This is a genomic window from Streptomyces sp. NPDC086549 (genome assembly GCF_044746205.1).
GTDB lineage: Bacteria > Actinomycetota > Actinomycetes > Streptomycetales > Streptomycetaceae > Streptomyces.
The window spans coordinates 22,049-36,124 of the sequence record NZ_JBIVBS010000040.1; the positions used below are offsets into that span (position 1 = coordinate 22,049).

Annotated in this window: 1 protein-coding gene; it reads left to right on the top strand. The window is 72.8% G+C overall.

Annotated features, from left to right (window positions below; genetic code table 11):
- Positions 1–42: 42 nt before the first annotated feature.
- Positions 43–14,076, top strand: a 14,034-nt coding sequence (locus tag ACIPSA_RS50085) for a non-ribosomal peptide synthase/polyketide synthase (RefSeq protein WP_402648697.1), incomplete at its 3' end; no start/stop codon positions are given.

The window sequence follows — 14,076 nt, forward strand, 5'->3', positions numbered from 1 at the left end:
GGCGGCATCAGCTTTCCCGGAAACACGTCTGGAGGTACCCCCATGCCCCGTCGCGACGGCGCCGCCCTTCCGCTGACAGCGGCCCAGCGCGAGATCTGGCTCGCCGAACAGGCCGCGTCCGCAGTGATCCCGGGCTACCGGATCGGTGAGTGCCTGGAGATCCACGGGCCGGTCGACGTCGCACTCTTCGAGGCGGCCCTGCACCAGGTCGTCGACGAGACCGACGCCCTGCACGTGCGGTTCACCGAAGGCGAGGACGGCCCGTCACAGATCCTGCGCGCGACGACGGACTGGGGGCTGACCTTCCTCGACGTGAGCGGGGAGACCTCTCCCCACGCGGCGGTGCTCGGCTGGATCGCCGCGGACCGCGCCCGCCCGCTGGACCTCGCCCGTGATCCCCTGTTCAGCCATGCCCTGTTCCAGCTCGCGCCCGACCGCTTCCTCTGGTACCACGGCTACCACCACATCGTGATGGACGGGTACGGCTTCTCGCTCGTGGTGCGGCGCCTCGCCGAGACGTACACGCTCCTGGTCGAGGGCCGGAGCGCCACGCCCGCCGTGTTCGCCTCGCTGGACGACCTGGTGGCGAGCGACGCAGCCTACCGTTCGTCCGAGAAGTTCGCTGCGGACCGCGCGTACTGGCTTCGGCGTCTCGCCGACCGCCCGGAGGCCGTGCGCCTGTCGACGCGCACGGCGCGGCGTGGCACCACCGCCGTGCACAGGGCCGAACTGGAAGCCGACCGGCTGGGGGCGGCACTGAGGACCGCGGCCGACAAGGCCGGCACCCGCTGGTCCCGCGTGCTGATCGCCGCCACCGCCCTCTACGCGCACCGGGTCACCGGCGCTCGGGACATCACCCTCGGGCTCGCCGTCACCGGCCGCCCGTCCGACGACCCCACGCTGACCGCGGCACCTGGTCTGGTCTCCAATCTCGTGCCGCTGCGCATCGCGGTGAGCCCGGCCATGCCCTGGTCGGAACTCGTGGCCGCCACCGAGGCCGAGGTGCGCGCCTCGGTGGAACACCAGCGCTACCGCGCCGAGGACGTGCACCGAGAGCTCGCCCTGCCCGGCAGCATCAGCACGGCCTTCTCCCCGGTCGTCAACATCATGACCTTCGCCTACGACATCACGTTCGCCGGACACCGCGTCACGGCCTTCAACCCCGGTGACAGCGTCATCGGCGACCTGGCGCTCTGGGCGACGGACCGGCGCGACGGCTCGACACCGCGGATCGCGCTGCACGCCGTGGCCGACGCCTACGACGAGACCGAACTCGACCTCCACGGGGAGCGCTTGACCAGGCTGCTGGAGCGGATCGCGCAGCGCGCCCCCGAGCAGCACGTCGGCGGGACGGACCTGCTGTCGGACCGTGAGCGCCACGAAGTGCTGGCCGACCGCAACGACACGAGTGCCGAGGTGCCCGCCACCGGCCTGGCCGAACTCTTCGAGGAACAGGCCGAAGCAGCGCCGGACGCGGTGGCCGTGGTGGCCGCCGGCACCACCCTGACCTACGCCGACCTGAACGCCCGGGCCGATCGCCTCGCCCATCTGCTGATCGCCCGGGGCGCGGCACCCGAGCGGCTGGTGGGGCTGGCACTGCCGCGCTCGGCCGACCTGGTCGTGGCGTTCCTCGCCGTGCTCAAGTCCGGTGCGGCCTGCCTGCCGATCGACCCGGAGTACCCGGCGACCCGCATCGCCGCCCTGCTCGACGACGCCCTGCCCGTTGTGCTGATCACCGAAAGCGCCACCGTCGACAGGCTGCCCGGCTCATCGTCCGCCGAGCTCCTCGTGCTGGACGACCTGGACACCAGCGCCATGGCGGACGGCTCCTCGCAGGGCTTCCCGACGGTCCCCGTCGATCCGCGGCATCCGGCCTATGTCGTCTACACCTCCGGTTCCACAGGCCGGCCCAAGGGGGTGGTGACCACCCGTGCGGGCCTGGCCAACCTCCTCCACCACCAGCGGCGCACACTGTTCACCACCGAGGACGGCCGCCGGATGCGGGTGGCGCTGACCACCTCCGTGTCGTTCGACGCGGCCTGGGACCAGCTGGCGTGCCTCTTCGCCGGCCATGAGCTGCACGTCCTGGACCGGCAGACCTGGGCCGACCCCGACGCCTTCGTCGACTACCTCGCCCTCCACCGCCTGGACCTGGTCAACGCCACACCGTCGTACCTGCGGATCCTGCTCTCCCACGGCCTGCTCGACGGCGACCGGTGGCGTCCCGCCGTGGTCATCGCCGGTGGGGAGGCCGTACCGGAGCGGCTCTGGGAGGAACTGGGCGCGGCCGACGGCGTGGCCGCCCACAACTTCTACGGTCCGACCGAGTGCACGGTCGACGCGGTCACCGCCCGGATCGGCTCCTCGCCCGTCCCCGTCATCGGCCGCCCCATCGGCAACACGCGGGTGTATGTGCTCGACAGCGGACTGCGGCCCGTACCGCCCGGCGCACCGGGTGAGCTGTACATCGCCGGGGCGGGCGTGGCGCGCGGCTATCTCAAGCGGCCCGGGCTGACCTCCGAGCGGTTCGTCGCCGACCCCTTCGGCCCGGCCGGGGCACGCATGTACCGCACCGGGGACCTCGTGCGCTGGAACCGGGACGGTGACCTGGAGTTCACCGGACGCGCCGACGACCAGGTCAAGATCAGGGGCTTCCGCATCGAGCCCGGAGAGATCGAGGCCGCGCTCGCCGCTCACCCCGATGTCACGCAGGCCGCCGTGACGGTCCGCCAGGAACGCTCCGCGGAGCCCTTCCTGGCGGCCTACGTCGTGCCCGGCGCCGAAGGCGTCCAGCCGGCCCGGCTGCGGGCGTTTCTGCGCGAGCGGCTGCCGGGCCACATGGTGCCCGCGGCCTTCACGGTCCTGGAGCGGCTTCCGCTCACCGCGGGCGGAAAGCTCGACCGCGGTGCTCTGCCATCCCCGGACACCCCGGCGGCCGACTCCGGCCGGGCGCCCCGCACGGACCGGGAGGAACTGCTCTGCCAGGTCTTCGCCGAGGTGCTCGGCGTGCCCTCCGTCGGCGTCGACGACAGCTTCTTCGACCTGGGCGGGCACTCCCTGCTCGCCATGCGGCTGATCGCCCGCGTCCGCTCCGTCCTCGACGCCGAGATCGGTCTCGGCGTCCTGTTCGACGCGCCCACCGTCGCCCGCCTGGCCGCCGCACTCGACGACGCCGCACTCGACGACGCCGGCCGCGGCCGACGGCGGCCCACGCCGGCCGCCGTCCGCCGACCCGAGAGGGTGCCGCTGTCGTTCGCGCAGCGCCGCCTGTGGTTCCTGCACCGCATGGAGGGGGCGAGCGCCACCTACAACATCCCGCTGGCACTGCGGATGTCGGGCTCCCTGGACCGGGACGCCCTGGAAGCCGCGCTCGCGGACGTCGTGGCACGCCACGAGAGCCTGCGGACGGTCTTCCCGGACGCCGACGGTGTGCCGTACCAGCACATCCTCGGCCTCGGGGACGCGCCGCTGCGGCTGCCGGTCACCGACACCACCGCGGCAGAGCTGGCCGACCGGCTGGCCGATGCCGCACGGTACGCCTTCGACCTCGCGGCCGAGCCCCCGGTGCGGGCGGAGCTGTTCGTCCTGGGCCCCGAGGAGCAGGTGCTGCTCGTAGTGGTCCACCACATCGTCGGCGACGGCTGGTCGATGGGCGCGCTCGCGCGCGACCTGACCACCGCGTACACCGCCCGGCTCCGCGGTGAGGCGCCCGACTGGGCACCGCTGCCCGTGAGTTACGCCGACTACACCCTCTGGCAGCACGAACTGCTCGGCGACGAGTCGGACCCCGGCAGCCTGAGCGCCCGGCAGCTCGCCCACTGGAAGGAGAACCTGGCCGGCCTGCCGGAACGGACCGAGCTGCCCTTCGACCGGCCCCGGCCCGCGGCGACGTCGTACCGCGGCGCCCAGCTGGCCCTGCGCATGGACACGGAACTCCACCAAGCCCTGCGGGAGTTGGCGCGTGAACGCGGAGCCAGTCTCTTCATGGTGCTCCAGGCGGGCCTGGCCGCTCTGCTCGGCAGACTCGGTGCCGGTACGGACATCGCCATCGGCACCCCCGTCGCAGGCCGTACCGACGAGGCCGTCGACGATCTGGTCGGCTGCTTCGTCAACACCCTGGTGCTGCGCACGGACCTCTCCGGCGACCCGTCCTTCGCCGAACTGCTCACGCGGGTCCGGAAGAACGCACTGGCCGCCTACGCCCACCAGGACGTGCCGTTCGAGCACCTGGTGGAGGCGGTCAACCCGGCCCGGTCGCCGGCGCACCACCCGCTGTTCCAGACCGTACTGGCGCTGCAGAACGCGCCTCTGGCCGCCTACGACCTGCCGGGACTGCACGTCGAGAGCGAGCTGGTGCACACCGGCACCGCCAAGTACGACCTCACCGTCAACCTGTCCGAGCGGCACAGCGCCGACGGCACCCCGGACGGCCTCGCCGGATTCGTGGAATACAGCACCGATCTGTTCGACGCGGCCGGCGTGGAGGCCATCGTCGAACGCTGGCTGCGGCTGCTCCGGGCCGCGGCCGCCGACCCCGACCAGAGCGCCGGCCGGATCGACGTGCTGACGGCGGAGGAACGCCGGAGCCTGCTCGCCGCGCCGGACACCACACCGGTCACGTGCACGCCCACCACCATCACCGCCCTCTTCGAGGAACAGGTCAGGGCCACCCCGGACGCGGTGGCCGTGGCATCCGGCGACACCTACCTCACGTACCGCGAACTGAACGTCCGGGCCAACCGTCTCGCCCACCTGCTGGTCGCCCGGGGTGCCGGGCCGGAGCAGCTGGTGGCGCTGGCCCTGCCGCGCTCGGCGGAGCTGGTGGCGGCGGTCCTCGCGGTCCTCAAGGCGGGGGCGGCCTATGTCCCGGTGGACCCGGAGTACCCGGCCGCCCGGGTCACCTTCATGCTGCGCGACGCGCGGCCCGCCCTGCTGCTCACCACCAGCCGCACCGCGACCGCCCTGCCCGGCCACGCGGACACCGTCGAGCGGCTCCTGCTCGACGACCCGGCCGTCCTCGCCGGCCTGGACGCGTCCCCGGACACCGATCCCCGGACCTCCGTCGCGCCGGACAATCCCGCGTACGTCATCTACACCTCCGGCTCCACCGGCACGCCCAAGGGCGCCGCGATCCCGCACCGCAGCGTGGCGCGGCTCTTCGCGGCCACCCGGCACTGGTTCGGTTTCGGCACCGACGACGTGTGGACCCTCTTCCACTCCTACGCCTTCGACTTCTCGGTCTGGGAGCTGTGGGGCCCGCTGCTGCACGGCGGACGGCTCGTCGTCGTCCCGCACGACGTCAGCCGCTCCCCGGACCGCTTCCTGCGGCTCCTCGCCGACGAACGCGTCACCGTGCTCAACCAGACCCCGTCCGCCTTCTACCAGCTGATGCGGGCCGACCAGGAGAACCCCGGGACAAGCCGGGCCCTGGCCCTGCGCACCGTGATCTTCGGCGGCGAGGCCCTGGAACCGGCCCGGCTCGCCGACTGGTACCGGCGCCACCCGGACGACGCCCCGGTTCTGGTCAACATGTACGGCATCACCGAGACCACCGTGCACGTCACCTACGCGGCGCTGGACCGGCACAGCGCCGTCACCGGAGCGGCCGGCGACATCGGCACCGCCATCCCGGACCTGCGCACCTACGTGCTCGACGCCCACCTGCAACCGGTGCCGCCCGGCGTGCCGGGCGAACTCCACGTGGCCGGTCCCGGGCTCGCCCGCGGCTATCTGAACCGGCCGGGGCTCACCGCCGAACGCTTCGTCGCCGACCCGTACGGCCCGCCGGGGACGCGCATGTACCGCAGCGGCGACATGGTGCGCCGCAACTCCCGCGGCACGCTGGAGTTCGTCGGACGCGCCGACGACCAGGTCAAGGTGCGCGGCTACCGCATCGAGCTCGGTGAGATCGAGGCCGCGCTCGCCGATCACCCCGACGTGGCCCAGGTCGCCGTACTCGCCCGCCAGGACCGAGCCGACGACACCCGGCTCGTGGCCTATCTGGTGCCCGTGTCCGGCGCCGCCCCGCACCCCGCCGGGCTGCGCGCACACCTGCGGGAGCGGCTGCCGCAGTACATGGTCCCCGCGGCCTTCGTGCTGCTGGACGTGCTGCCGCTGACCGCCAACGGCAAGCTCGACCGCAGGGCGCTGCCCGAACCGGAGTCCGGCACCGCGAGCGGCGGCCGGGCTCCGCGCACCCCGCAGGAGCAGATCCTGTGCGAGCTGTTCGCCGAGATCCTCGGGGTCGCCGAGGCCGGGGTGGAGGACAGCTTCTTCGACCTGGGCGGCCACTCCCTGCTGGCCACCCGCCTGGTGGCCCGGGTCCGCGCCACCCTCGGAGTCGAGCTGGAGCTGCGGACCCTGTTCGAGGCGCCGACCCCGGCCGGCCTCGCCGCGAGGCTCGTCGAGGCCGGACAGGCGCGGCCGGCGCTGACCCCGCAGGAGCACCCCGAGCGGATCCCGCTCTCCTTCGCGCAGCGCAGGCTGTGGTTCCTGCACCAGATGGAAGGCGCCACCGCCAACTACAACATCTCGCTCGCGTGGCGCCTGACCGGCCCGCTCGACCGGGCCGCGTTGGAGGCGTCCCTGTCGGACGTCATGGCCCGCCACGAGAGCCTGCGCACGGTCTACCCGCAGATCGACGGCGTGCCCTACCAGAAGGTGCTGACTCCGGCGGACGCCCGCACGCGACTGCAGGCGGCTCCCACCACCGTGGAGGAGCTGGACCGTGTGCTCGCCGACGCGTCGGCCCACACCTTCGACCTGGCCGCCGAACCACCCCTGCACGCCGAGCTGTTCACCCTGCGCCCCGACGAGCACGTACTGCTGCTCGTCATCCACCACATCGCGGGTGACGGCTGGTCCCTCGGACCCCTGGCGCGCGACCTGACGGCCGCGTACGCGGCCCGCTGCCGGGGCGGGGAGCCGCAGTGGACGCCGCTGCCGGTGAGTTACGCCGACTACACCCTGTGGCAGCACAGGCTGCTCGGCGATCACACCGACCCCGACAGCCTCTTCGCCCGTCAGGCGGCCTACTGGACGGCAGCCCTGGCCGGACTGCCCGAGCAGATCCAGCTCCCCACCGACCGGCCCCGCCCGGCGGTCGCGTCCCACCGCGGCGGCTCCGTGACCGTCGAGATCGGCGCCGAACTCCACCGGAACCTGAAGGAGTTGGCACGCGCCCACGGCACCAGCTTGTTCATGGTGCTGCAGGCCGGACTCGCCGCCCTGCTGAGCCGGCTGGGCGCCGGGACGGACATCCCGGTCGGCAGCCTGGTCGCCGGGCGGACCGACCAGGCGCTGGACCAGCTCATCGGGTACTTCGTCAACACCCTGGTGCTGCGCACCGACACCAGCGGCGACCCCGGCTTCGCTCGCCTGCTCGGCCGTGTGCGCGATGCGGCGCTCGGCGCGTACGCCCACCAGGACGTGCCCTTCGAATACCTCGTGGAGGTCCTCAACCCGGCCCGGTCGCTGGCGCATCACCCGCTCTTCCAGGTCATGCTGGTGCTGCAGAACGCGCCCCGGGCCGACTTCGCACCGGCCGGTCTGGAGGTCGGCGACGTCCGGCTGACGACCACGTCGTCCAAGCTCGACCTGCTCTTCTCGATGTCCGAGCGGCACGGTGGCGACGGATCCCCCGAGGGCATCGAAGGGTACGTCGAGTACGCGTGCGACCTGTACGACGCCGACACGGTGCGGACGATGACCGCGCGCTGGGTGCGGCTGCTGGAGGCGGCCGTCGCGGAACCCGACCGGCGGCTCAGCGGGATCGACATCCTCACCGCGGAGGAGCGGAGAACGCTGCTGCCCGCTCCCGCTCCCGCTCCCGCTCTCGCCGACGCCGAGGCTCCCGCCATCGCGCTGCCCGCCCTGTTCGAAGCACAGGCCCAGGCTTGTCAGGACGCGGTGGCCGTGGTGCACGACGACGTCTCGCTGACCTATGGCGAGTTGAACACCCGAGCCAACCGGCTCGCTCACGCGCTGATCAGCCGGGGTGTCGGCCCCGAGGACCTCGTCGCCCTGGCGCTGCCCCGCTCCGCCGACCTCGTCGTGGCTGTTCTGGCCGTGCTCAAGGCCGGTGCCGCATACCTGCCGTTGGATCCGGACTACCCCGCCGCACGCCTGGCGTTCATGCTCTCGGACGCCCGGCCCAGACTGCTGATCACCAGCGGCACGCTCGACGCCCGGCCGCTCGGACCGCAGGAGCCGGGCCGGCTCGTGCTCGACTCCCCGGACACCGCGGCCCTGCTGGAGACCCTGCCGGACGCCGACCCCGTCACCGGCGTGACACCGGACCACCCGGCGTACGTCATCTACACCTCCGGCTCGACCGGCACCCCCAAGGGCGTCGTCGTCACGCACCGCGGACTGGTCAACCTGTTCCAGCACCAGCGGGCGACCCTGTTCGCGGCGAAGGAGGCGGGCGGCGGTCAGCGGCGGATGCGGGTCGGGCTGGGCACGTCCGTGTCGTTCGACGCGGCCTGGGACCAGCTGTCCTGCCTGCTGGACGGGCATGAGCTGCATGTGCTGGACCGGCAGACCTGGGGCGACCCGGACGCGTTCCTGGACCACCTCGCCGGCCATCGCCTGGACATGGCCTATGCCACGCCGTCGTACCTGCGCGTCCTGTGCGAACACGGGCTGCTCGACGTCGACCGGTGGCGTCCGGCAGTGGTGGTCGCCGGTGGCGAGGCCGTTCCCGAGCGGCTCTGGGAGGAACTGCGGTCGGCGGAGGGCGTCGAGGCCTTCAACTTCTACGGACCGACCGAGTGCACCGTCGACGCGGTCACCGCCCGCCTCGCCTCCTCGGACACCCCCGTGATCGGCCGGCCAGTCGCCAACACCCGTGTGTATGTGCTGGACGGCGCACTGCAGCCCGTGCCGCCGGGCGTGGCGGGCGAACTGTACCTTGCCGGTGCGGGAGTGGCCCGCGGCTACCTGAACCGGCCCGCGCTGACCGCCGAGCGATTCGTCGCCGACCCGTTCGGCCCTGCCGGGGAGCGGATGTACCGCACCGGGGACATCGTGCGCCGCAACCGGGACGGCCACCTGGAGTTCGTCGGTCGGGTCGACGACCAGGTCAAGATCCGCGGATTCCGCATCGAACCGGGGGAGATCGAGGCAGCGCTCGCCGGGCATCCCGGGGTGGCCCAGGTCGCCGTCGTAGCCGACCGGGACCGCGCCGACGACCAGCGGCTCGTCGCCTACGTCGTACCCGCGGCCGGAATGCGGCCACATCGGGAAGAGCTGCGGAACCATGTGCGGGACCGCCTTCCGGAGTACATGGTCCCGGCCGTGTTCGTGTCCCTGGACGTCCTGCCGCTGACCGCCAACGGCAAGCTGGACCGCGCGGCGCTGCCCGAGCCCGAGTTCCTCGCGACGCCGGGCAGCCGCGCGCCCCGCACCCCGCAGGAGCAGGTGCTCGCGGAACTGTTCGCCGAGGTGCTCGGCGTGTCGCAGGTCGGTGTGGACGACGGCTTCTTCGACCTCGGCGGCCACTCACTGCTCGCGACGCGTCTGGTGGCACGGGCACGCGCCGCCCTCGGGGTGGAAGTCGAGCTGCGTACCCTGTTCGAAACCCCGACGGTCGCCGGACTGGCCGCCCGGCTCGGCGAGGCCGGTCGGGCGCGCCTGCCCCTGGACCGGCGCGAGCGCCCTGACCAGGTTCCGCTCTCCTTCGCGCAGCGCCGCCTCTGGTTCCTGCACCAGTTGGAGGGCGACAGCTGCGCCTACCACATTCCCCTGGTCTGGCGGCTCACCGGCGGCCTCGACCGCGACGCGCTGCAGGTCGCACTGGCGGACGTGGTGGCACGGCACGAGAGCCTGCGGACCGTCTTCCCCGAACGCGACGGAGTGCCGTACCAGCAAGTCCTGGACAGCGCCGAGGCCGGCCCGGAGCTGTCCGTCACCACGGCTTGCGAGAGCGAGCTGCCGGAGGTGCTCACCCGGGCCGTGGAGCGCGGGTTCGACCTCGTCACCGAACCGCCCCTGCGCGCAGAGCTGTTCGCGTCGGGGCCGGACGAGCACGTGCTGCTCATCGTCCTGCACCACATCGCCGCCGACGGCTGGTCGTTCGGTCCCCTCGCGGCCGACCTGTCCACCGCGTACGCGGCCCGTCTGCGCGGCGAGGCGCCGCGGTGGGCGCCGCTGCCGGTGAGTTACGCCGACTACACCTTGTGGCAGCGGGAACTGCTGGGCGAACCCACCGACCCGACCAGTGTGTTCACCGCCCAGACCGCATACTGGACGACGACGCTGGCAGGGTTGCCGGACCAGATCCCGCTGCCCACCGACCGCCCCCGGCCCGCCACCACCTCCTACGACGGCCGTCACCTGGGGGTGGAACTCGACGCGGAGCTCCACCAGGGGCTCACCACGCTGGCCCGGGAACGTGGCGTCAGCCTGTACATGGTGCTGCAAGCCGGCCTCGCCGCCCTGCTGACCCGGATGGGCGCCGGCACCGACATCCCCGTCGGCAGCCTCATCGCCGGCCGCACCGACCAGGCCATGGACGACCTCATCGGGTTCTTCGTCAACACCGTCGTCCTGCGCACCGACACCTCGGGGGACCCGACCTTCGCCGGCCTCCTCGGCCGGGTCCGGGAGCAGGCCCTTGGCGCGTACGCCCACCAGGACCTGCCTTTCGAGCACGTGGTGGAGGCCCTCAACCCGGCCCGCTCCCTCGCCCGCCAGCCCCTGTTCCAGGTCCTGCTCGCGCTGCAGAACGTGCCGCGCAGCACCTTCGAACTGCCCGGTGTGCGCGCCGAGATCCATCCCCTGCGGACCCCGACGGCCATGTTCGACCTCGCCTTCCACCTCCTGGAGCGCGGCGAATGCGGCACGCCCGACGGCATCCACGGATACGTCGAGTTCGCCTCCGACCTGTTCGACCCGGAAACGGTCGAGACTCTGTTCGCCCGCTGGGTGAGGCTGCTTCGCGCGGCGGTCGACCGTCCCGAGAGTGCCATCGGCTCGCTCGACGTCCTCACCGCCGAAGAGCGGCACACCCTGCTGGTCGAACGCAACGCCACCGCCGTCGAGTTCCCCGCCACCAGCCTGCCCGCCCTGTTCGCGGCCCAGGTGCGGGCCACCCCCGACACACCTGCCGTGATCTGCGGCGACACCACCCTCACCTACGCGGAACTGGACGCGCGCGCCAACCGGCTCGCCCACGCCCTGATCGAGCGCGGCGCGGGCCCGGAGCGGATCGTGGCGCTGCGACTGCCGCGCTCGGCCGGGTACGTGGTCGCCGTGCTGGCGGTGCTCAAGACCGGCGCCGCCTACCTTCCGATCGATCCCGAGTACCCGGAGTCCCGGACCGCGTTCATGCTGGACGACGCGCGCCCGGCCCTGGTCCTGGACGACCTGCGAGACGTCCAGGCGGAGACCGGGCACCCGGACACCGATCCGGCGGTCGCGATCGATCCACGCCATCCCGCCTACGTCATTTACACCTCCGGTTCCACCGGCCGCCCCAAGGCCGTCGTCATGCCCTCCGGCGCCGTGGTGAACCTCCTCCAGTGGCACGACCGCGCCGTCGGCGGCCGCCCCGGCACACGGGTGGCCCAGTTCACCGCGGTCAGTTTCGACGTCTCCGTGCAGGAGATGCTCTCCGCCCTGCTCTACGGCAAGACCCTGGTCGTCCCCTCCGACGAACAGCGCCGCAGCGCCGAGCTGCTGGCCCAGTGGCTCGACGACCACGAGGTGGAAGAGCTCTACGCGCCCAACCTCGTGCTCGAGGCGCTCGCCGAGGCGGCCGACGAGCAGGACCGCGACCTGCCGAACCTGCGGGTGATCGCACAGGCCGGCGAGGCGATGCGACTGGGCGGCCGACTCCGGCGCCTCCACGCGCGCCGCCCCGGCCGGGTCCTGCACAACCACTACGGTCCGGCCGAGACACACGTCGTCACCGCCTTCCCGCTCCCCGCCGACCTCACCGCATGCCCCCTGCCCGTCCCCATCGGCCGTCCCATCGCCAACACCCGGGTGTACGTGCTCGATGCCGCACTGCGGGCCGTGGCACCCGGCGTCGCGGGTGAGCTGTATCTGGCCGGCGCCCAACTGGCCCGCGGATACCTGGGCCGACCGGGCCTGACGGCCGGCCGGTTCACGGCCGACCCGTACGGGCCGACGGGCTCGCGGATGTACCGCACCGGTGACCTCGTCCGCTGGCGGGCAGACGGCGAGCTGGAGTTCCTCGGTCGTGTGGACCACCAGGTCAAGGTGCGCGGGTTCCGCGTCGAGCCGGGCGAGATCGAGGCCCAGCTGGTCGCCCACCCCTGTGTCGCACAGGCCGCGGTGGTGGCCCGGGAGGACCGGCTGGTGGCCTATGTCGTGCCGGTCGCCGCAGGGCTGGACGGCCTTCGCGAGCATCTGCGGGAGCGGCTCCCGGACTACATGGTGCCGTCGGCGCTCGTCACGCTGGACGCCCTGCCGCTGACCCCCAACGGCAAGCTGGACCGCGCCGCGCTGCCTGCACCCGGTGACACCGGCCGCGGCGCCCGGGCACCGCGCACCCCGCAGGAGCAGATCCTGTGCGATCTGTTCGCCGAGGTGCTGGGCGTGCCGCAGACCGGCGTCGACGACGACTTCTTCGACCTGGGCGGCCACTCGCTGCTGGCCACCCGGCTGGTCTCACGGATCCGCGTCACCCTCGGCGTGGAACTGGAGCTGCGGACCCTCTTCGAGACCCCGACACCGGCCGGACTCGCCGCCGGGCTGCTCGGCGCCGCGACCGCACGCACACCCCTGGTGCCGCGACACCGCCCGGAGCCCATGCCGCTGTCGTTCGCGCAGCGCCGCCTGTGGTTCCTCCACCAGATGGAAGGCCCCAGCGCCACCTACCACATGCCGCTCGCCCTGCGGCTCGACGGAGATCTCGACCGGAGCGCGCTGCAGGCCGCGCTGGCGGACGTGGTGGCCCGCCATGAGGTGCTGCGCACGGTGTTCCCGCACCGCGACGGCGTTCCGTACCAGCGGATCCTCGACGACACGGAGGCCGGGGTCCCTCTGAGCGTCACCGAGACCACCGAGGCGGACCTGCTGGAGGTGTTGCGCGCCCGGGTGGTCCGCGGCTTCGACCTGGCCGCCGAACCACCCGTCAGGGCCGAGCTCTTCGCGCTCGCACCCGACCGGCACGTGCTGCTGGTCCTGCTGCACCACATCGCCGGTGACGGCTGGTCCCTGGAACCGCTCTCCCGCGACCTGACGACCGCCTACGCGGCCCGGTGCCGAGGTGAGGCGCCCGCATGGCAACCGCTGCCGGTCAGTTACGCCGACTACACGCTGTGGCAGCACGACGTCCTCGGCGACGAGGCCGACTCCGGCAGCGTCTTCGCGGAGCAAGTCGCTTATTGGAAAAGCCAGTTGGCGGGGCTTCCGGAACAGGTCGGGCTGCCCGCCGACCGCCCGCGCCCGGCCACCGCTTCCCACCGCGGCGACCTGGTCACCTTCGAACTGGACGCCGCGCTCCACGCCGGGCTGGCCGACCTGGCCCGGCGCTACGGGGCGAGCCTGTTCATGGTGCTGCAGGCAGCCCTCGCCGCCCTCTACACCCGTCTCGGCGCCGGCACCGACATCCCCGTCGGCAGCCCGGTAGCGGGCCGCACCGACGAGGCCCTGGACGACCTGGTCGGGTTCTTCATCAACACGTTGGTGCTGCGCACCGACACGTCGGGCGACCCCACCTTCGTCGAACTGCTGGGCCGGGTGCGGGAGACGGCGCTGGAGGCGTTCGCGCACCAGGACGTGCCCTTCGAGCATCTGGTGGAGGTGGTCAACCCCGCACGCTCGCTGTCCCACCACCCGCTCTTCCAGACCATGCTGGCCGTGCAGAACGCGCCCATGGGCGACTTCACCCTGCCCGGTCTCACGGTCACGGGGGTGCTCGTACCCACCCGGACCTCCCGCGTCGACCTCACCTTCAGTCTTGCCGAGCGCCGGGGCCCGGACGGCTCTCCGGGCGGACTGGAGGCCGTCGTCGAGTACGCCACCGATGTGTTCGACCGGTCGACGGTGGAGGGGTTGTTTGTTCGGTGGAGGCGGTTGTTGGAGGGGGTGGTTGCGGATCCGGGT